This window comes from Calothrix sp. NIES-2100, from assembly GCF_963875285.1.
Lineage (GTDB): Bacteria > Cyanobacteriota > Cyanobacteriia > Cyanobacteriales > Nostocaceae > Aulosira.
Map to the genome: position 1 here is coordinate 1,646,263 of NZ_CAWNLA010000001.1, position 21,207 is coordinate 1,667,469.

The window sequence follows — 21,207 nt, forward strand, 5'->3', positions numbered from 1 at the left end:
AATTGGCTCTGATTTATTGCCTTGACATAGAAGCTTTTGTACCTGTGTGTTTTGCTTGTACAGGCTTGGCAGTTGTTAAAATTTTGTTGTGGCGAAATGAATTATATAGCGATCGCCTCAGTCACCGCATCGGACAAAGATCCAAGTTTTGACTAGGATCTTTGTCCTATATAATTAATACTTATCTAGAGTAATGAGAGTGGCGATCTTCACCAAGCCATAAAAAATGAGCAAGGCTGGTTTTTGCAATGCTCATGCATCAAAGTTGCTCTTTAATGCATTCAAGGTGCGAGTCGATTCATTAAAGGTGCAAGCCATTGTACAGCGATCGCCTGAGTGAGCGCATCGGATACTTGTCCTATTTTTGACTAGGATCAATGACCTATAATGCACTAGGTCATTGATCCTATATATCTATAATTTTGTTCTGTTTTCTGATTTGCTCCCATCAACATTCATCTGCGCGAGTAGCAGTAAACTACAGTGAAATTACTGCGTTATCTATAAAACAAGTTTCTCGTGAAATCAGGTAATGACTATTATTTCAAGCCTTTTGGGTATATTTGCTGGCATTTGCCTGTATGTTGGTCTATTACACCTGCTAATTGCTTCTGCGCGATTAAAATCTGTGCTGCACTTCTGGTTTGGGTTAACCTGCTTGCTGGGTGCTAGCTATATCTTGGCTCTTATAGCCAAATATAAAGTCACTGATGTAGAAGATTATATAAATGCCAGAAAATTGACATCTTCCTTAGGGTTTCTTTTCACAATTGCTTATGTCTGGTTTGTGGCTTTATATACTAAATTTAAGCCAGTACGCTTACTGTTGGCACTGAATAGCCTCTACGTCATCTGCATCTTAATTAACCAAATTTTACCCACTGGAATTCTCTACTCCCAAATCAGCAGACTATCTAGCATCTCTTTGCCTTGGGGCGAACCAATTACCCACCCAGAAGGGACACTCAATCCTCTATTCGGGTTCCAATTCTTAGCTTTAATCAGTAATGTAATTTTTACTTTTTACGCCTGTTACCGTCAATATAAACTTGGCGAAAAGCAAGCTGCACTGATTTTGGGTTTGAGTCTGGCGATTTTTGTAGGAACTGTTCAATACGATCGCCTAATGGATTTGGGAGTGTTCAAATCTCTATACCTCAGCGAATATGGATTTCTGTCCTTCGTGGTGATTATGAGTCTACGCCTGACGAAGGAGTTGATGCAAGCGGTGAAGCTACGCGAACAATTGATGGAAAGCGAACGGCTACGCAAGATTGCTGTGGAAATTGAACGAAATCGCCTCGCCCGTGACTTACACGATTCAGTATCGCAGACGCTGTTTTCTGTGGCGACAATTGCCGAAGCTTTGCCTAGAGTGTGGAAACGCAACCCAGAAACAGCCCAACAGGGATTAGAGGAACTCGTCCAGCTCACACAAGGAGCGTTAGCAGAGATGCGGAATTTACTGCTTGAGTTGCGTCCCAATGGTTTGGCAGAAAAACTATTAGGTGAATTACTCAAGCAGTTAACCAAAGCCATTTCCGAACGGGTAAATTTTCAGATAACAACAATTGTAGAAAGCGATCGCTCTGTATCTAATGAGGTAAAGCTTGTCTTTTATCGAATTGCTCAAGAAGCACTAAATAATATTATTAAATATGCTCAAGCTACGCAAGTTTCAGTGAGTCTCTACAGCGATTCACAAAAGATAGTTTTGCGTATAAGCGATAATGGCTGTGGTTTTGACCGTAACAACATACCATCTGGTCATTTAGGGATTGCAATTATGAAAGAACGGGCTGATTCAATTGGTGCTACTTTCCATCTAGAAAGCTCTCCAGGGCAGGGAACTGAAGTTATTTTAAGTTGCAATGAAGGTCAGGTAAAGAATTAGGAGAGACTGAATGCTATGTCAGATTACTCATTATGAAATGATATTAAGCCTTTATTAAATAAAAGTAAAAATTTTTCAGTAAAAACACGTTTAAATGAAACAATAATGTATTAAAAATGATTATAAAACCCCAAATTTATATATGGAACATGCTCAATTAGTCAAACCAATTCGTGTCGTTACTGTTGACGATCATGAAATTATGCGGGGAGGTATTAAATTTCTCTTGCTAGCGTTTGATGATATTGAATTAGTGGGGGAAGCGCGTAATGGAGATGAAGCAGTACGTTTGTGCGAACAGCTGCAACCAAATGTAGTGCTGATGGATTTGATGATGATCGGGATGAATGGAGCAGAAGCAACAAGAGCTATCTGCAAAAAATACCCGCAAATTCAAGTTTTAATTTTGACCAGTTTTTTTGAAAATGACTTAGTACAGCAAGCAATGCAAGCCGGAGCCATTGGCTACCTGCTCAAGGGTGTCTCGATTGATGAGTTGGCAGATACCATACGAGCCGCTGCGATCGGTCGTTCTATGTTGACACAAGAGGTTGTTCAGGCGTTGCTGCAACCGAGCAAACCATCATCCCAAGCTGTCTATGAACTGAGCAGGCGTCAACAAGAGGTATTAACACTGCTGGCTTTAGGATTGACTAATGAAGCGATCGCTCAACGGATGAAGTTGAGTCCTTCTACTATTAGACATCATGTCAGTCAGGTACTAAATAAGTTAGGAGTAACGAACCGCACAGAGGCTGCTACCAGGGCAGTGCAAGTTGGATGTGTTTAATAGTGGTTTTTTGTAGTTAATGAAGAGATGATTGGCGAAGATTCAAAAAATCGTGCCAATGAGTATGCTCCTCGATCATTCGCGGAGATTGCGCTTTCGCTGCCAATAACGTTTTTGCCTTTGAGTTTCCATGTATTCTCGCTTGAGTTGCTGGATATCGTTACCCTCAGCAAACAAACTATCTAGACCGATAACTTCCTCTTGAGGTAAAACTCGCAAAAATTTGAAAATCTTAAATTTAGAACGAGACGTACCAGAAATAAGATACATAAAATAGCTGATGCCAATCCAGGCGATCGCACTAAATATTACCGTAAACTCACTCACCAGCAGAATACCAATAAGTTGAGCAAACAAAAGATTTGGCCCACCACCAAAAAATAACCCACCCTTTAATGAGCTTTCTTGAGTAAAAAAATCTTTAGCCCAGCTATAACTGCTAGGGTCTTGACTAAACAGCCCTACCGCTACTGTTCCCCAGATTCCACAAACAAGATGAACAGAAATAGCACCTACTGGATCGTCAATTTCGCACTTATCTAAGATCACAGATGCATAAACAACCAGCGCCCCACCAATAAAGCCGATCAAAGCTGCACTGGGAATATTAACAAAAGCACAAGCAGCGGTAATACTCACACAACCAGCTAAAATACCGTTAATCATAAATGAGAGACTAGGTTTTTCATAAAACTGCCAAGACCAAAAAGTAGCACCCATTGCTCCCATTGCACCAGCCATGAGAGTGGTCACAATAATATGAGCTATAGCTTCGGAATTAGCTGTTAGTGTTGAGCCGGCGTTAAAACCATACCAACCAAGCCAAAGAATAAAACAACCAAGAGTTGCAGCACTGAGATTATGTGCGGGGATAGAAATGATTTTTTTGCCGTAAAAGCTTGTTCTTTGCCAAGAGCGTTTTTCGTTTGGTTGAAATTTTCTATATTTTCCTAAACGTGGCTTTAACAATACAGTTCCGATCAAAGCAGCCCAGCCACCAACTGAGTGAACTACAGTTGAACCAGCAAAATCTCTAAAACCTAGCTTGTAGAGAAAACCACCTCCCCACATCCAATGGCCTGTGATGGCATAACTCAACACTAAGAAAAAACTGAAAATCATAAATGCAGCGAACCTAATTCTTTCCGCAACCGCTCCGGAAACAATAGTTGCAGCAGTACCAGCAAAGGTTAACTGAAAGAAAAATTTAGCACTCAGAGGAATCGCTGCCCATTTTAATGAATCAAAAATTCCTTGGTAATTGTTTTGTATTGCAGGGCTATTGTCATAACCTTGTAATAAAAAACCTTTTGTGCCGATAAATTCATTCCCATGACCAAACATGAAACCGAAGCCTAAAATCCAGAAGGCTAAAGCAGCAATAGCAAACACAATTAGGTTTTTGGCTAAGACAGTTATGGCATTGGCGCTGCGACAAAAGCCAGACTCTAACATAGCGAAGCCTGCGTTCATAAAGAACACTAAGCACCCAGTCAACAAAACCCACTGGGTATTATCAGCTACTTTATAACTAGCTGATGCCGAAGTTTGAGCAGCTGTAGCATGAGAGATGCAAACCAGGATGAGCAGGGTTAATACAGGTAAAACAGCATACTTTAAAAGCCGAGTTTTTTTTGACTTGGCTTTCAGGCTTTTTGGCTTAGGCATAGAGAAAGAGCGTGTTTTGATGGTAATACCGTAGGAGTTTATGTATGACTTATTTATACTTGTATCAGAGATATTTTCAAAGTAAAACTTTTAACAAGTTTTATCCGGATTCTAGTGATTACCAAGCGATCATATATAATCAAAACTACATACTAGTAAATATTAGGACGTGTTGATAAATTTAGTAAAGTATTTTATTTTACATTAAGTTTTGGCATCTTAGGCAAAGCATAAAACTTCACAAACTCACTATGAATTTCCCGGAAACGTTGTAAATTTATCGGAAGCAGTTAGTAGCTTGATTGTGTGGAAATTTTATCTAAAGAATAAATTTGGTTATTTTTAGGTTAATTCAGGCGATTAAGCAGGGTATCAATTATCTAAAATCAATAAAAATCTAGTCTCGATTATCAAAAATTTTTAGGAAATAATCCTAAATATAAAAAAGTCTATCTGCATTATTTTAATAATCTTTATTCCCAAATAAATCCCAAAATAATGGCAATCTTTGACTCATTCAAATCATCAGGCTCAAAACAAGATAATTGCTTATGTATTAATTTAAAATGCCTACAGAAGCAGAAAAAAATTAATGAGAGTTATTGCCAAGATTGTGGCTCTGATTTGCTCTTGAATGGGCGTTATCGGATAATTGATGTATTGCATCAACAAGAAATTCAAGAGTGTATGCTTTATGATGCTATTGATATGACCGATGGCGGCAAGCCCAAAGCAATCAAAGTTTTGTACACAAATAATCAAGAAGCAATATCTCGGTTTAACAGAGTGGCATATGTTGTAGTAAAACACTGGGTTCCTGGAATTCCTCAGGTAGATCAAGGAGGATACTTCCCGATAAATTTTCCCGATCAAACAGTAGCTTATTGTTTGGTTATGGAGAAGATTGCCGGATTAAATTTACAACAATGGCTGGAAAGTGGAAATAATCGCTCTATCACCGAAGAAAAAGTAATTTATTGGTTGGAACAACTGACTATAATTTTAGGCAATCTTCATCAAAAAAACTTCTTTCATCGTGATATCAAACCCGCAAATATCATGTTGAGAGGCAAGAATGAAGAGCTAGTATTAATTGGTATTGATGCTATCAGGTCAATCACGGCAGCTGTTGTAGAGGGAAAAAGTATCAGCAGAATTGGTACAAAGGGTTACGTCGCACCAGAGCAAGAAATAGGTCAGCCTTTACCCCAATCTGATTTTTATGCTTTGGGCCGTACCTTTGTGCATCTGTTAACAGGTAAAGCACCAAATAATTTTGATGAAGGAGCAAATAGGAAGCTGCTTTGGCGTAACAGTATGCCAAAATTATCAAGTCCTATCGCAGATTTGATTGATAGTTTGATGGCTTGGTCTCCAGGAGATAGACCTAAAAATACAGAAGAAATTTTACAGCGCTTAGAAGAAATTAAACGCAATTTACAACTTGAAAATAAAAGTAAACAACAGCTAACCTTTAAGAAAATTGTTGGTTTGATAGTGTTTGTATTTTTGGCATTTCTGGGCTATATAGCTATTAATCCCCCAAAACCTGCAAATATCAGCCCACCAACTGCTGCTTCACCGTCAACAACTCCTTCATTAAATCCAAAATGTAAAATACGTCTGGGAAAAAGCGTACCAGAGTCAAGCGCCCTAGCCAAGGATGTGTATCAGATTTTGCAAGATCAAAAAGTTGTCAGTCAAGATCCAGAAATTCGGCAAATTGAGGTTTTTAATGTGATTCAATCGGATTGCGACTTAAACATATATATACGTTTATCTGGCAATAAATTACTCAGTTCTAGCCTAGAAAATAAAATTACCAACATCATCAAGAATCGCTTTGATTATGTTGGTAATATCAGAGTCATCAGGTATTAGTGAACAGTGTTTCATCTTCACTCTTCTTTACTAATCCACACAATTATAAAGATTTAATAACATCTGTGATGGCTGAAGCGATCGCCCAATTGTGAGACTTACCCTTAAAAGTATTCCCGCCAGCAGCAGGGCAGTTGTGATACCCGAAAGCGCTACTCTAGAGGTGATAGCTTAAAATAATCTATGACACCGGAAGAAATTGCGGGTACGCTAACAAAATTATTTGGGACAGCATCTGTAGGTGCGATCGCGCCTGGATCGTGGCAAGTAGAAACTGCTAATTTTCGGTTGTTAGTGCTGCTTACCGAAGATGATACTTGGTTGCGGGTTTTACTGCCCATTGTGCCAGTAGCAGCAGCACAACCATTTCTAGAACAGTTTTTAGAAGCTAACTTTGATGAGACTCAGGAAGTACGCTACGCTTTGTATCAAGGAGTCATGTGGGGAGTGTTTCAGCATAACAGCGCCACTTTGGTGAGTGCAGATTTGTCAAGTGCGATCGCTCGTCTCATAGCTTTACATGAAGCTGGTTTAAATGGTGTCTTTAATCGATTGATCGAAAATCGCATCCGACAAATTGTCCAAGCGGCAAAACAGCAAGGACAATCTCTTCAGTCCACAATGCAAAATCTCGAACGTTTTTATACAGAAGGACTACTCGGAGAAATCGAGCAAACTCAAGAGGCACGGGAACAAGTGTTAGCTGTGTGGCGGTATCAACTAGAACGTATGTGGAATGAAATAGAAGAGTAGGCAATTTATAATTTGTTAGTGTGCGATCTCGCAAATATTTGGGGTGCTATGGACATAATTCAAATTCTCAAAGAAGACTACCAAAGATTTCCTGTTAATCAGACTTATAGCATTTATGCACCGGATGTTTATTTTCAAGACGCTGTTTTTAAATTTCGTGGTGTTGCACTCTATAAGCTGATGATTAATTTCATCAAGACTTTTTTTATCAATCCCCAAATGGATTTGCACGATATTCAATCTTTGGGAGATACGATTAAAACCGAGTGGACACTCAGTTGGAATAGCCCCCTACCTTGGAAACCAAGAATTTCTATATCTGGCTGGAGTGAATTACGTCTCAATCCTGAAGGTTTGATTATTTCTCACATTGATTATTGGCACTGTTCGCAGTTGGATGTGCTGAAACAACATGCATTTTCTTTAAAAAATCGTTAATTAAAATACTGTCAACAGCAGAATAGGCTTTAGTTGGTTTTGATTAAACTAGAGTCAATAAACTTCTGAGCAAGCAAATATACAGATGAGTGATCGCACTTAACCCTCTGCTAGTCTTATTTATGCTACAATTGCACTACTTTTGTAGTTTTAGGAGCTAGTTGTGATAGTTGATGATGTTCAAGATTTTGCTGATCGCGTTAAAAAATTTTACTACTGTAGGGCAGATCTATGTGAGAAGTTGATCAACGGAAAGGTTAGCATTGAACGGGAGGACATAGATATGATGCCACCCCAGGATTATAATCCTTTTGGCAATTTGTACATTGATTCTTATGTTGTGGGTTGTACAGCATTGGATGGTTTATCGTATATATATCAAGTACTTAACTCACCACAAAAAGCAAATATAACGCACCAAGAACGGTTCGTCTCTTTTTTACTCCACCCGAATATACAACAGGATTTAGAGCGAGTGAGTACTCCTTTCCTGAATTATTTTTTAGAAAAAGAGGGAATAGAGGAACCTTTTAGACAAGAAATTAAAAATAGATGGATAAACAATAAAGGGGATAGATGGACGGGTCAGTCTCATAGGGTTTATTGCGATCCAAGAATTGATGAAATTAAACTTGTTTACGAGGATTGCCATAAACAGAATTCTATTCCGCCTGAAATGACTCTCAAAGATATAGAAAAGACGCTGAAGAAGTTCACATATGCTGCTTTAATTTATAAATTCTATCGTTGCGCATTTGTTCATGAGTTTAGAGCTTCTGATTATACTGCTAGTTTCAATACAGGGAAACAAATCTCTATCAGAGAGTTCGGCGGTTATATGCTACCTTCTGGGAAATTCATACAACTACATGAAGTAAAACCTCAGTTAGATGTAGGTATTGGTGTGTTAACAGAAAGTATTAGGAAAGGTGCAAGTATTGTCCATACTTTAATACTGCAAACACAATGTATAAATATTCCCAAAAACTCTACCGACCAGATAAAGCTAGAGATAAAGGCAAAATAGTCATGTTAGCACATCGAGTTTCTTATCCAGTAACGAGTTTGATGCGCTGAGATTTTATAAAAAATGTGTAGACATCGCCTGGGTAATGAGCAGCTAGTTTACCCGTATGGCTTGATTCTCTGTCACATCTATATATTGGTAAGCTTCGCCTTGAGATGTCCTGCCATAGCATTTATTCTCTTGAAACATTGATAATAGAGATAGCGTAAATAAATGTAAACAACTCTCAGGCAGGGCAGAATTATCCATGCGTGTAATTTTAATGACAGGGAAGGGTGGCGTAGGAAAAACTTCTGTAGCTGCTGCTACTGGACTCCGTTGTGCAGAACTAGGCTATCGCACACTGGTGTTGAGTACAGATCCCGCCCACTCCTTAGCGGATAGCTTTGATCTGGAACTAGGACACGCACCAAAACAGATTCGCCCAAATTTATGGGGTGCAGAACTAGATGCACTGCAAGAACTAGAAGGAAACTGGGGTGCTGTGAAGCGCTACATTACCCAAGTTCTGCAAGCCAGAGGTTTGGATGGAGTACAGGCGGAAGAATTAGCTATTTTACCAGGCATGGATGAAATTTTTGGCTTGGTGAGAATGAAACGCCATTACGATGAAGGCGAATTTGAGGTATTAATTATTGATTCAGCGCCTACAGGTACAGCATTGCGATTGCTGAGTTTACCTGAAGTTGGTGGTTGGTACATGCGCCGTTTTTACAAACCATTTCAAAACATCTCGGTAGCACTTCGCCCTCTGGTTGAACCTCTGTTTCGACCAATTGCTGGTTTTTCGCTACCAGATAAAGAAGTGATGGATGCGCCTTACGAGTTCTATGAACAAATAGAAGCTTTGGAAAAAGTACTAACTGACAATACTCAAACTTCAGTTCGCCTTGTCACCAATCCAGAAAAGATGGTGATTAAAGAATCTCTGCGCGCTCATGCTTATTTAAGTTTATATAATGTTGCCACAGATTTAGTGGTAGCTAATCGCATCATTCCTGCCGAAGTCCAAGACCCATTTTTCCAACGCTGGAAACAAAATCAACAGCAATATCGTCAGGAAATCCATGATAATTTTCATCCTCTACCTGTGAAGGAAGTTCCACTATTTTCGGAGGAAATGTGTGGTTTGGCAGCCTTAGAAAGACTGAAGGACACACTTTACAAAGACGAAGATCCCACACAAGTTTATTACAAAGAAACAACTATCAGGGTTGTACAAGTTAATGACGAATACAGCTTAGAACTGTATTTACCTGGGATTCCCAAAAACCAAGTTAACTTGAGTAAAACAGGGGATGAATTAAATATTACTATTGGCAATCACCGTCGTAATCTAGTATTGCCACAAGCGCTAGCAGCACTCCAACCTGCTGGTGCAAAAATGGATGAAGATTATCTGAAGATTCGGTTTGCTTAATATGTAATAGGTTAATTTGGCTCGATTGTCCAGCCGGATTAAACTTTGCTGTTTGTACAGGCGTAATTGCGTCTGTACTTTTTTGTTTTTATCCTCAGCGGAAATCGCTCTTAGTGTGAGAGATTCACAAAACAGTTCTGTGGCAAATATTTTTAGTTAAAAACCTAAAATTATTGGGTTTGCTATGACAACTAAAATATAAACTAAGTAGTCAACCTGAGACATAGTATACCTAAAAACATAACACACTTAAATGAAAAATTCTGCTTCTGCTTTTTACTGAAAATATTGACACTTACCAGCTTATTAAGCTGTTAATAAGCCTACACAATAATGTCAATATATCTCCAGTTCTAGATTCAGGAATATTTTGAAAAGAGTTAGTAATTATTCTGTAAACAATAATGATTTTTGGTGAACTAATAAATAAAGGTTTTCAATAGTTACTATACCGTAGTTTTACTGAAGACGACGTAAAAATTAAATTTAATAATATTTTTAGATAAAGATTTTTTATTTTTTATCAATAAAGAATTTTAGCACGATAAGCAATGACCCCGATCGCAAAAACAGACTTGCGGTTAAACCTTGAACAAGAAGGATTATTACGCCGCATTACAAACAGTATCCGTCAAACGTTGGACTTAGAAGATATTCTCAAAACGACGACAACAGAAGTGCGATCGCTACTCTCAACTGACCGAGTCATGATTTACAAGTTTCATGCCGATGGTAGTGGTCAGGTCATTGCTGAATCGATTTATAACGATAGATTACCATCGCTTCTGGGGCTAAATTTTCCGCCTGATGACATTCCCACCCATGCGCGAGAACTATTTATCAAGTTACAAGTGCGTTCTCTGGTCAATGTGGAAACACAGCAGATTGGTCACAGTCGAGTGAGTAACTTAGAGACAGGAAAAATTCTCAGACAAGACATTCATTATCGCCCTGTCGATCCCTGCCATGTCAAATACCTGACGGCGATGGGAGTCAAGTCTTCTTTAGCTGTGCCCATTTTATGCCAAAAAGAACTTTGGGGTCTTTTGGTGTCTCATCACGCCCAAAGCCATGAGATTTTAGAGTCAGAAATTGAAGTGGTGCAGATGGTAGTAGATCAACTATCAGTAGCGATCGCCCAGAGTAGCCTCCTCACCCAAGCCCAGAAAAAAGCGGAACGGGAAGCTAATATTAATCGCGTTGCTACTCTACTTCATGCATTGCCGACAATCGTACTACAGCCTGCTTTAGAAGCCACTGTAGCTGCCTTCGGTGGTTCTGGTGGTAGGCTTTGTATTAGACATAATGCTTTTAATTTGCAAAATAGTAAATTTAAAAGTTTAGCCGAATGTTTAATTCCCGGAAATGATTGTATTAGGCTTTATATTTGCGGACAGCAACCTGTACTAGCAGAACAAACCATCTATCCCCTCATCGAACAATCTATTGTTTGGCAAGAACATTATCAATCTAGGGAGTATGATGTTTGGGCAATTTCCGACATCTATCAAATGCGTAATATGCGAACTGTGCAAGTTGCTTTTCAAGGAACTAAGATTCGCAGTATTTTGATGATTCCACTCACTTATCGCCAGGAGTTAGTCGGTTATTTAAGTATTTTTCGGAATGAAATCGACACAGAAACCTTGTGGGCAGGTCGATTCGATTCAGACCAAAGGCAAATTTATCCTCGTCAATCCTTTGAACTATGGCGCGAAACTAAAACAGCACAAGTTCAAAAATGGACAGATGCAGAAATAGAAATGGCCAGAGAAATTGGTAAACATTTTGGCTCAGCAATTCAGCAATATGAACTTTATCAACAGGTACAAACCTTTAATAGCAATTTAGAAAAACAAGTTAAAAAGCGGACAATAGAAATGCAACGGACAGCCGAACAACAACAGGCTGTATTTGGAGTTATTGCTAAAATTCGCGAATCTCTTGATACCAAAACTATTTTTCAAATCACTACTAAAGAAGTTTGTCAATTAATCAAAGCCGATCGCGTTTCTATTTATCGCTTTGATGCTGAGTGGGGTGGTGAATTTGTCGGTGATTTTGAGGTAGCTAGTCCCCACTGGACAAATGAGTCGAAGCTGGGAGTAAATACAGTCTGGAATGACACTTACTTACAAGACACCCAGGGAGGACGTTACCGCCACAACGAAACATTTGCGGTCGATGACATCTACAAGCAGGGCTTTACCCAATGTCATATCGACAATTTAGAAGAGTATCACATTTACGCTTTTGTACTTGCTCCCATCTTTGTCGGACAAAAACTTTGGGGTTTGCTATGTGCTTATCAACATTCTGGTTCCCGTCAATGGCAAGATTCAGAAGTTAACTTTATGAGTCAGATTGCAGCCCAACTTGGGGTAGCACTCCAGCAAGCTGAATTACTCAGGCAAACACAGCAGCAAGCATTAGATTTACGACAAGCAGCAGAGCAACAACGGGTATTGTTTGAAGTTGTTGCCAAAATTCGCGAATTTCTTGACTTAGATGCAATTTTTAAAATTACTACTCAAGAAATTTGTAAAGCATTACAAGCAGATCGTGTAGCGGTGTATCAGTTTCACCCAGATTGGAGTGGTGAGTTTATTGCTGAGTTTGTCAATCAGGGTTGGATCAAGCTGGTAAGTCCAGAGAGCAAGACAATTTGGCAAGATAGTTATTTACAGGAAACCCAAGGTGGGCGATATCGTCACAATCAAACCTTTGCAGTAGCTGACATCTATCATGCTGGTCACTCTCAGTGTCATATTGAGCTTTTAGAGAAATTTCAGATCAAAGCATATGCGATCGCCCCAATTTTTATTGGACAAAAACTCTGGGGTTTGCTCGCAGCTTATCAAAACTCTGCATCCCGCCACTGGGAAACCTCAGAAATTCAGTTTTTAGCTCAGATTGCCAATCAGCTTGGGGTAGCACTCCAGCAAGTTAACTTATTCTTGCAAACTCAGCAGCAAACAGAACAGCTAACTCAAACTCTACACCATCTACAAGAAACCCAAACTCAACTGATCCAAACTGAGAAAATGTCCTCATTAGGTCAGCTGGTAGCAGGTATTGCCCATGAAATTAATAACCCTGTAAACTTTATTTACGGTAACCTGGCTCATGTCAGTGAATATGCTGAGGATTTACTCAGTATTTTGGAGCTATATCAACAGCAAGTTCCAAATGCTAGCGCCGAAATTTGGGAGCGAGCCGAAGAAATTGACTTAGAATTTGTCACCGAAGATTTACCCAAAACTCTCACTTCGATGAAAGTAGGGATTGATCGCATCCGTCAGATTGTTTTGGGGTTAAGAAATTTCTCTCGTCTTGATGAAGCGGAAATGAAAGCGGTGGATATTCACGAAGGTATTGATAATACCCTACTGATTTTACAACATCGCTTAAAAGCAAAGCCAGAAACCCCGATGATTCATATCATCAAAAATTACAACGAGCTGCCCTTGGTAGAGTGTTATGCCGGACAATTAAATCAAGTATTTATGAATGTCTTGAGCAATGCGATCGATGCTTTAGAAGAGCAGAGAGTCTCTATATCTGAACCCCATAAAAGTCAAATTACTATCCATACTTCTATGGGAGAGATGAAAGACAATATTAATAGTGTAGTGATTCGCATTGTGGATAATGGACCTGGTATACCAGAAGCTTTAAGAGCAAGAATATGTGACCCTTTTTTCACGACAAAGCCAGTGGGTAAAGGTACTGGCTTAGGGTTATCAATTAGTTACAAGATTGTCGTAGATAGACATGGTGGTATATTTAAATGTGATTCTGAACCAGGTTTAGGCACAGAATTCTGGATTGAAATTCCCATTTATCAAAATCGTCCTCAATAGCCGTCATGAACTGCGTACACCAGAACACATGAAAATGAGCATGGGGCATTGAACCTCGGAGTATCTACATTAGCGATCGCCCTTATGAACGCATGAACATCACAGGCGTTCAAGGCTTAACAGAAGCTGAAAAAGCCACATTTAAATCATTAGGTGCGGTGGAAGAAGGAGCGTAAACCACTAAATTAAAAACTAATAATTAAGTATGTACTTTAAAAATAATTCACTTATGGCAAAGGTATTAAAGTTCTGAGCATAGTAATTACCTCAACAGTTATTTCGGGTGGTGCTTTACAAAGAAACTCCGCATTTCTTTCTCGCCAATCAAACGATTTTACCTGATCTGCCAATACCACCCCTGATACTGCTAAACCTTCTGGAATTACCACCTCAAAAGGATATCTCTTAACTTTTGTAGTGATGGGACATACTAAAGTTAATCCAACTCGGCGATTATATTTAAAGGGTGAAACTATTATTGCAGGTCGCCTACCCGCTTGTTCACGTCCAACTTGGGGCGTAAAATCTATCCAAACAATATCGCCCTGTTGCGGAATGTAAACTGGTGAATCAAAAGATTTCACGACCTACTGGTTCTCCGCTATCGATTTCACTATGCAAATTATCTGTTGTTACCTGTGACAGTAACTCATCAAGGTCATATATTTTCTCACGAAATCGGGGTAGACTGCTTGTAATACTTTGCAGCGCCAAAGATTCTACAGATTGACCAGTTAACTCAGCAAAACGATGCAATTCCTCAAGTAGCGATTCTGGTATTTCAAGGGTTAGCTTTTGAGTAGCCATTTTTACTTATTTGAGTGATACAAAACTACTTTTGTAGTCATTAGGGAATTCACCCTCTTCGATACCTATGATATCACGGGCATTAAAATAATTCGTAATTGATAATTCGTAATTCGTAGTGTAGGGGCGGGTTCACAGATATCCTTGTTGGGTATCGACAATCCAAATAAACCCGCCCCTACAGATAGGTACTACCCCTAACTCAAACTTGCTCCACTTATAGACGAACGGTGTTTCACCGAAAATTACGAATTACGAATTACGAATTACGAATTACGAACTAGTAATTAGTTAAAGGCTTAACTTCAGCAGAAATTTCCCCCCTCAAAGAATTAGGCGCAATAAAGGAATGAAAAATGTAAAATTAATTTCTCAGTTGCACCGGCATAGCTAAATAAGTCATCTTCAACCCACCCAGAGGTGTAAAAATTACTGGAGTTAGGCTTTGATTGAGATGCATTTGAATTTCTGAAGATGGCAATTCTTTCAAGCCTTCCATGAGATATTTGATATTAAAAGCAATATCTATATCTTCTCCAGATATTTGGGCTGACATTGACTCTCTACCGCTACCGACATCTTGAGATTCACAAGATAATGTAATTTCTTGGTTACCGCTATCAATACTGAGCTTTACAATATTATTCTTTTGATCGGCTAGCACTGCAATCCGCTCCAAAGTGCTTACAAATTGTTTGCGATCAATAGTGACTTGGCGCTCAAATTGACGGGGTATGAGTTGCCGATAAACTGGATATTGTCCTTCTAAAGTGCGACTGGTCAAGCGTTGATTTTTCCAGGCAAACACAACTTGACCTTGATCTAAATATAAGGCTACAGGTTCATCATCAGCGGAACTATGAGCTAACATCCGTTGTAGTTCGCGCAGCGCTCTAGCTGGTACTGTCACTTCTAGTTGGCTACTATTTTCCATAGGACGCTCATTAGTAGTTTCTACTACTGCTAAACGATGCCCATCAGTAGCGGCAAATTCCAGAATGTCTTGTTTAACTGTTAAATGCACTCCAGTGAGTACCTGCTTAGTTTCATCTCCACTGGTAGCAAATAACGAACCCCGTAATCCTTCAATTAAGGCGGCGGCGGTTAAATGAATTACTTGGGAATTTTCAATTACGGGTAGTTCGGGAAATTCTTGGGCCCCCATTGCGCGCACTTGATAATGTCCGCTCTTTGGTGTCAGGGTAACAATTAACCCCTCACCTGTAGATGTTTCGGTTGCTGATTCATCGTCTAAAGTGATTTCTCCCTCTGGTAGACGAGAGGTGATGTCTAGAAGTAATTTAGCAGGAAGAGCGATCGCTCCTCCTTGCCATACCTCAGCGTTAAAGCTAGTGCGGATACCCAAGCTGAGATCGAAGGCGGTTAAGCTTACTTGGTTAGTTTGTGCATCCGCTTGTAGCAGCACATTGGCAAGTACTGGATGTGTCGGTCGTGACGGTACAGCACGGCTGACAAATGAGAGGTTTGTACTGAGATCGCTTTGGGCGCAAACTAATTTCATGGTCAGGTTCAGCTTGTGAGTGTCTATATTACCACTCTAGAAATATTTTTTAGTTATTGTTAACAAGCAGCTTTTATTGCCAAACTGAACGATTCTGAAATTGCGTTACATATTCTTGACAAGCGTTGGTTCAAGCTTAGGTAGTACAGAAACTTCTAGTGGGTCGTAGCCTAGCTGTTGAGTAATGCGTTCCCTAGCTAAAACTCGGTACTCCCAAAAATGCTCGCCCACAGCGCAGAGGGACAAATACATATTCAGAACTTGGGGCTTTTTTCGTACCAGCGTCCATAGTTGTCCCCAAAATTGCCCTCTAATTTCCGGTCGTCGTAAGCCCTGATGCCAGATTAATTGGGCAACAAGCCGCAACTGCCTACCTAAGGGAACTTGCATTGTTTGTGTTCCCCTTGCTGGAGGAACAATATTGAGGCACTGCTGAAAAGATCTCCGAAGATAGTTCGCGGGTTCGTACAACGTCCAGAAACCTTCTACATACTCTCTAGCAATTTCGGCAATGGGGCGAGTTGGAACGAAATTCATCAAGGTATTTTGGTCTCCGGTAGCTGTGACACCGACACCCTCTATTAAACGCTGCTCTTGTTGGAGTCGGTTCCAAAGGGCAGTGTTGGGTAGCGCTTGGAGGATGCCTAACATCGGTTGAGGAATACTGGTTTGTTCAACAAACGCTTGAATTCGTTCACCTGCACCGGAGCGTTCTCCATCAAAACCGAGGATAAATCCGGCATAGATCAGTAGTCCCGCTTCATTGATCTTATGACAAGCTTCTACTAGGGGGTTGCGCGTATTTTGCATTTTGCGCGTCACGACGAGGCTGTCTTGGTCAGGAGTTTCAATGCCGAGAAAGACAGCATAGAATCCTGCTTCTACCATCAGCTCTAGCAATTCATCATCTTCTGCTAAATTCACAGAAGCTTCGGTCATGAAGGTGAAGGGATAGTTGTGCTGCTGCATCCAAGGAATCAATTCTCTTAAGAGGCGTTTGACATTGCGTTGATTGCCGATAAAGTTGTCATCGACAATAAAGAGTGATCCTCGCCAGCCTAAATCATAGAGAAATTGCAACTCTGCTAAGGTCCCAGAAGGTTCTTTAGTGCGCGATTTGCGACCGTAGAGAGAGATGATGTCACAAAATTCGCAATTGAAGGGACAACCGCGAGAAAACTGAATCGCCATCATGAAGTAGGCATCTCGTTTCAGCAGGTCAAAGCGGGGCATGGGGCTTTGAGTGACATCCGGCTTCTCTGCGGAGCGGAAGATTCCTTGAGCTTGTCCTTGGGCGATCGCTTCTAGGAACAGCGGAACTGTCATCTCTCCTTCATCCAGTATGAGATAATCTGCTCCTGAAGCTTGGGCATCTTGGGGGACTGATGTGGGATATGGTCCCCCCACCGCTACTTTTTTGCCTAACCGTACACCTTTTTGAATTAGGGCGTGGAAATCCGGTTTCTGCACTAGCATGGCAGAGATAATCACTAGCTCACACCAGTCCCAATCTGCCTCTGTCTCTAGGCTGACATTGCGATCGTAAAATCTCACTTGCCAATCTTTAGGTAAGAGTGCCGCAACGGTAATAATTCCCAGGGGTGGAATGGCCGCTTTCAGTCCTGCCATTTCCATCGCGCGATCATAAGACCAAAAAGACTGAGGAAACTGGGGGTAGAGCAACAGTGTTTTCATACGATCCTTCTCTTTAAGATCCTTAGTGCAGCATTGCTGATTTTTGCACAAGCGGATACATAAAGATTCTGGCAAAAGTTAGATTTTTTGATGGCGAGAGCAACCTATTAATTAAAATTAATAGGTAAAATAATCACCGCCCCGTCAAGCTACCTTATTGATCAGACCATGACTACGCTGTTCAAGGGATTTAATTTGATTATTTATAATTTTGCTTTACCTTAATTCAACATCTTGCTCAAAAACTAAGATAAAATCATTTACAGTTTTTTTGTACTGAAAACCATAATCTAACAAAGCTTGCTTTAAAGTTTTTAACTGAGATTCTTCGATTTGATTCTTGAGTTCTATCTCAATAGCTTCATGATTTACTGTAAAACTAAAATATTCTTTGAATTGATTATAATCCCAGTTTAGTTGTCTAGCTGCATTTAACTCGATGGCAGCTAATGTATCATCAAATTTGCTTGTAACCATGAGTTTGTTTGTCCCCTGAGCTTAACTACATTTTAACAATCACAAGAGAGAAAAAACTAAAAGTCAATCTTCATGAAGAGAAAAGAAGAGCGGCAACAAATTTTTAAATTTAAAATCTACCTTTTGATAAATGTATAGAAGGGAATTATAGAGTATGAATTTATAGTTAATTGTTCTCAACGTCCACAAGCTATAACCTCGAATTTATCCAAAATTAAGAACTCGGCTTTCCTAAGCCGGCAAAAACCCTGCTTTTTTGGCCAATACTTTTTCCATCTCATTGATTTGCGATTCTGTTCAAAAACTAAAACTACTGTCTTTCAATGCTTTTAAGTAGGTGGGCATAATTAAACGTAAGATGTCATTGCGAGGAGGAACGACGAAGCAATCGCAAAGACCAAGATTGCTTCGTTCCTCTCTTCGAGACGCTACGCGAACGCAATGAAAAAACATATTATATTTATTTAGGTTGATCTACTTAGCGTCGGGTTTGGGTTTTCGTAAAAATGGATAAAGTCGAGATAACAGGATGTCTAAAAACTCTGTTGTATTGAAGACTTATAGATCCCCCTAATACCAATTCAATATGAAGATGCACATAATTTAGCTTGCCTTCGCAGGCTTTGTTTGTTTAGCCCCACCCTTGGTGGGTGAGGGCGTTAATTGAAACAGTGAAGGTTTAAAACCGAGTGCAATTGTGGGCGAAAAAGTCCTTGTATCTCAAGGTAAGTAAAAATCCCACCCGAAGTGTTTGGCTTAGTTCTAGCACTTACGCATTGATAATAAATACAAAATATGTATTCTCAAAAAACACACCTATTGTAGGGGTTTAGCACTGCTAAACCCTCCATAGCGCGGATCTATATCCCATCAAAGGAATGATTTATCAAAGCCGGAAACTCTCAAATTTGGTAAATTTTCAGGGGAAGCTTGGGCGGAGATCAGAAGAAATATTTAATACTTCAAGAGACATCCTTTAAACCTGGACGGTAGTTGCTACAAGTCTCTTAACCACCAGGGCGCACGATACTATACCAATACCTTTGGCGGGTATTGATGGAAAAATTGGGATACTCCCTTAAACAAAATCCCTACCCGCAACGGGATAGGGATTTTTAACTGATTCTGATTATTGAATCGGTGTTCGAGCCGATATGAGTAGCTTACAAGATATGCTGGAAAAATTCATTTAAGCAGGAATAACTTGCGCAATCAGTGAACGTTTATCGAGTGATTGAACTTTACCTACTTGACTGAGATCGCTGACAATGCGTTCTAGTAGTTCTCCAGCCTTTTCACGATATTGATGTTCTCGACCTCGTAACCGAATGGCAAACTTCACTGAATCGCCTTTTTTCAACCACCCAAGCGCTTGCTCGATGCGTAAGTTGTAATCAGCTGCACCCACGTTTGGACGGAACCGAACTTCCTTGACTGTAGGTCTAGCACTCTGGCCCTGACGCTTTTTCTTTTGATACTGAAGCTTGCCATAGTTAAGGATCTTGGCTACTGGAGCGTCTTTGCCTTCGGAAACTAAAACTAGGTCAAGCTCTAGGCTCAGAGCTAATTCTAGAGCTTCATGCGTGTCGGTCAAACCACGATTGTTATTTTCATGGTCAATCAAGAAGACTTGAGGTGACTTGATTTGCGAGTTAATTAGTTGCTTTTGGACTACGATAATGGTTTCCTCTCAATTTTTCAATACTTCGCGAGTGCAAGTAATGCTAATGCAAACTACCTACACTGACCTTGTGGTACAGTTTAGGCTTCCCAATTCACAGGGGATTGCCTCCATAACTCCATAGTTTTATTGGTCTTATATCTCCTTCAAGGGCAGAAGTCCTGGTTCCCAAGACCCAAATCTTTTTCTTGAAACATCTACCTTCAGCTTGGTTTTTACTTATGGCATTGATGGTCAAGATATGTTTATTTTAGCAGATTTTTTTCGTCTGGTTGTTGTAGTCTTTCTGGTTTTCGCTACGCTCAAATTTGGTCAGACTACACCCCTGCTCTCACTAGCAATTCATAAGGCAGCTCGCCCTGCGGGTTTCCTAGCTTGTAGCGACTGCCGTCGCCACGCTGATCTGGATACAGGTCAGTGTGAGCCTTGTTGCTGTTCAAGGTAACACAAAGCTAACTATGAGTCCATGATGTTTAAAATCATTGTGTAGATTTTGCCTTAATTAACCTAAAAAGTATCTTCACATCATATTATGTATTATCTACTACCAAAATCCAAATGAATTCAATAAATTAAAGTCCGATTAAACTATCGCCAATATTTTCAGCAGTAACCTCTCAAATACAATAGCACGCTGCTTTAGTCTGTTGTCTACATCAAAGGTCGATGTCAGACTCAGCAGGTTGTGCTATCCTCCGTACTTAGTAGGAAAATGTTTATATGAACTTATATAACGCTTTTTCCAACTTCCCTGTTAAAAGTTGACTGCTGTGCCATAGTGAGAATTGAGAGTTAATTCGGTGACTCGTTTGTTTTTAGTATTGACAGGTTTTTTGTTTTTGGTATTTACAGACATTTCTCCGAAGCTTAAATCTCTACATATTTATGATTTCGGAGACAATCTATGTCAGTTTATGTAGGCAATCTTTCTTACGAAGTTACAGAAGAAAGCTTGAATGCTGTGTTTGCAGAATATGGTTCCGTCAAGCGAGTTCAGCTACCTACTGACCGCGAAACAGGTCGTGTACGCGGCTTTGGTTTTGTGGAAATGGGTACAGATGCTGAAGAAGCTGCTGCCATTGAAGCTCTTGATGGAGCAGAGTGGATGGGACGAGACCTAAAAGTTAATAAGGCTAAACCTAGAGAAGATAGAGGATCGTTCGGTGGTAACCGAGGTAATCACGGCGGACGTAACCGTTATTAAGCTCTAGGGTTTGAAACTGTAACTTTATTACTACCCATATATTGAAATATCTCCCCATTCCAGAGGAGATATTTTTTTTGTTTTCCC

Annotated in this window: 17 protein-coding genes; 10 read left to right on the top strand and 7 right to left on the bottom strand. The window is 39.9% G+C overall.

What is annotated here, in order from left to right; translation table 11 throughout:
* Positions 1–2 precede the first annotated feature (2 nt).
* The 3 genes from AACU32_RS06815 (at position 3) to AACU32_RS06825 (ending at position 2,684) form a co-directional block, all read left to right on the top strand.
* Positions 3–152, top strand: coding sequence for a hypothetical protein (locus tag AACU32_RS06815; RefSeq protein WP_339377605.1), 150 nt, complete (start codon positions 3–5; stop codon positions 150–152).
* A gap of 380 nt (positions 153–532) precedes the next feature.
* On the top strand, positions 533–1,894 hold the full coding sequence (locus AACU32_RS06820; RefSeq protein ID WP_096598900.1) for a sensor histidine kinase: 1,362 nt from the start codon (positions 533–535) through the stop codon (positions 1,892–1,894).
* Positions 1,895–2,036: 142 nt separating this feature from the next.
* A complete protein-coding gene (locus tag AACU32_RS06825; protein WP_096598901.1) occupies positions 2,037–2,684 on the top strand; it encodes a response regulator in 648 nt (215 codons plus the stop codon).
* A 75-nt stretch (positions 2,685–2,759) separates the two neighbouring features.
* Here the strand turns inward: AACU32_RS06825 and AACU32_RS06830 are convergent, their stop codons facing one another.
* Positions 2,760–4,352, bottom strand: a complete 1,593-nt coding sequence (locus AACU32_RS06830) for an ammonium transporter (RefSeq protein ID WP_096598902.1) — start codon at positions 4,350–4,352, stop codon at positions 2,760–2,762.
* Between the two features lie 498 nt (positions 4,353–4,850).
* Here AACU32_RS06830 and AACU32_RS06835 point away from each other — a divergent pair, with 498 nt between their 5' ends.
* The 6 genes from AACU32_RS06835 (at position 4,851) to AACU32_RS06860 (ending at position 13,734) form a co-directional block, all read left to right on the top strand.
* The gene (locus AACU32_RS06835; RefSeq protein WP_096598903.1) at positions 4,851–6,233 is read left to right on the top strand and encodes a serine/threonine-protein kinase; all 1,383 of its coding nucleotides are present in this window, start codon (positions 4,851–4,853) and stop codon (positions 6,231–6,233) included.
* A 183-nt stretch (positions 6,234–6,416) separates the two neighbouring features.
* Positions 6,417–6,986, top strand: coding sequence for a hypothetical protein (locus tag AACU32_RS06840; RefSeq protein WP_096598904.1), 570 nt, complete (start codon positions 6,417–6,419; stop codon positions 6,984–6,986).
* A gap of 48 nt (positions 6,987–7,034) precedes the next feature.
* Positions 7,035–7,424, top strand: a complete 390-nt coding sequence (locus tag AACU32_RS06845) for a DUF2358 domain-containing protein (RefSeq protein WP_096607891.1) — start codon at positions 7,035–7,037, stop codon at positions 7,422–7,424.
* A gap of 163 nt (positions 7,425–7,587) precedes the next feature.
* Entirely contained in the window at positions 7,588–8,451 is an 864-nt protein-coding gene (locus tag AACU32_RS06850) for a hypothetical protein (protein ID WP_096598905.1), read from the top strand.
* A gap of 247 nt (positions 8,452–8,698) precedes the next feature.
* Positions 8,699–9,871, top strand: a complete 1,173-nt coding sequence (locus AACU32_RS06855) for a TRC40/GET3/ArsA family transport-energizing ATPase (RefSeq protein WP_096598906.1) — start codon at positions 8,699–8,701, stop codon at positions 9,869–9,871.
* A gap of 551 nt (positions 9,872–10,422) precedes the next feature.
* Positions 10,423–13,734 carry a GAF domain-containing protein gene (locus AACU32_RS06860; protein ID WP_096598907.1) on the top strand — a complete coding sequence of 1,104 codons (3,312 nt, stop codon included), beginning with the start codon at positions 10,423–10,425 and terminating at the stop codon, positions 13,732–13,734.
* 227 nt (positions 13,735–13,961) lie between these two features.
* Here AACU32_RS06860 and mazF read toward each other — a convergent pair whose 3' ends face one another.
* From mazF to infC, 6 genes are all read right to left on the bottom strand, one after another.
* Complete coding sequence (gene mazF / locus AACU32_RS06865) at positions 13,962–14,318, bottom strand: endoribonuclease MazF (RefSeq protein WP_096598908.1); 357 nt, start codon at positions 14,316–14,318, stop codon at positions 13,962–13,964.
* Complete coding sequence (locus AACU32_RS06870; protein WP_096598909.1) at positions 14,305–14,541, bottom strand: AbrB/MazE/SpoVT family DNA-binding domain-containing protein; 237 nt, start codon at positions 14,539–14,541, stop codon at positions 14,305–14,307. Before AACU32_RS06870 ends, mazF begins: the two co-directional genes overlap by 14 nt.
* Before the next feature lie 364 nt (positions 14,542–14,905).
* Positions 14,906–16,063: a DNA polymerase III subunit beta gene (gene dnaN / locus AACU32_RS06875; protein ID WP_096598910.1), complete on the bottom strand. Its 1,158-nt coding sequence runs from the start codon at positions 16,061–16,063 to the stop codon at positions 14,906–14,908.
* A gap of 105 nt (positions 16,064–16,168) precedes the next feature.
* On the bottom strand, positions 16,169–17,758 hold the full coding sequence (locus tag AACU32_RS06880) for a B12-binding domain-containing radical SAM protein (protein WP_096598911.1): 1,590 nt from the start codon (positions 17,756–17,758) through the stop codon (positions 16,169–16,171).
* Between the two features lie 216 nt (positions 17,759–17,974).
* Positions 17,975–18,235, bottom strand: a complete 261-nt coding sequence (locus AACU32_RS06885) for a lipase chaperone (RefSeq protein WP_096598912.1) — start codon at positions 18,233–18,235, stop codon at positions 17,975–17,977.
* Positions 18,236–19,424: 1,189 nt separating this feature from the next.
* Positions 19,425–19,916, bottom strand: a complete 492-nt coding sequence (gene infC, locus AACU32_RS06890) for a translation initiation factor IF-3 (protein ID WP_096598913.1) — start codon at positions 19,914–19,916, stop codon at positions 19,425–19,427.
* Positions 19,917–20,820: 904 nt separating this feature from the next.
* Between infC and AACU32_RS06895 the strand changes: the two genes are divergently transcribed.
* Entirely contained in the window at positions 20,821–21,120 is a 300-nt protein-coding gene (locus AACU32_RS06895) for an RNA recognition motif domain-containing protein (protein ID WP_096598914.1), read from the top strand.
* Positions 21,121–21,207: the final 87 nt, after the last annotated feature.

Coding starts and splice junctions, on each gene's coding strand:
- AACU32_RS06820 (WP_096598900.1), top strand. CDS start 533: ATGACTATTATTTCAAGCCTTTTGGGTATATTTGCTGGCATTTGCCTG.
- AACU32_RS06825 (WP_096598901.1), top strand. CDS start 2,037: ATGGAACATGCTCAATTAGTCAAACCAATTCGTGTCGTTACTGTTGAC.
- AACU32_RS06830 (WP_096598902.1), bottom strand. CDS start 4,352: ATGCCTAAGCCAAAAAGCCTGAAAGCCAAGTCAAAAAAAACTCGGCTT.
- AACU32_RS06835 (WP_096598903.1), top strand. CDS start 4,851: ATGGCAATCTTTGACTCATTCAAATCATCAGGCTCAAAACAAGATAAT.
- AACU32_RS06840 (WP_096598904.1), top strand. CDS start 6,417: ATGACACCGGAAGAAATTGCGGGTACGCTAACAAAATTATTTGGGACA.
- AACU32_RS06845 (WP_096607891.1), top strand. CDS start 7,035: ATGGACATAATTCAAATTCTCAAAGAAGACTACCAAAGATTTCCTGTT.
- AACU32_RS06855 (WP_096598906.1), top strand. CDS start 8,699: ATGCGTGTAATTTTAATGACAGGGAAGGGTGGCGTAGGAAAAACTTCT.
- AACU32_RS06860 (WP_096598907.1), top strand. CDS start 10,423: ATGACCCCGATCGCAAAAACAGACTTGCGGTTAAACCTTGAACAAGAA.
- AACU32_RS06870 (WP_096598909.1), bottom strand. CDS start 14,541: ATGGCTACTCAAAAGCTAACCCTTGAAATACCAGAATCGCTACTTGAG.
- dnaN (WP_096598910.1), bottom strand. CDS start 16,063: ATGAAATTAGTTTGCGCCCAAAGCGATCTCAGTACAAACCTCTCATTT.
- AACU32_RS06880 (WP_096598911.1), bottom strand. CDS start 17,758: ATGAAAACACTGTTGCTCTACCCCCAGTTTCCTCAGTCTTTTTGGTCT.
- AACU32_RS06885 (WP_096598912.1), bottom strand. CDS start 18,235: ATGGTTACAAGCAAATTTGATGATACATTAGCTGCCATCGAGTTAAAT.
- AACU32_RS06895 (WP_096598914.1), top strand. CDS start 20,821: ATGTCAGTTTATGTAGGCAATCTTTCTTACGAAGTTACAGAAGAAAGC.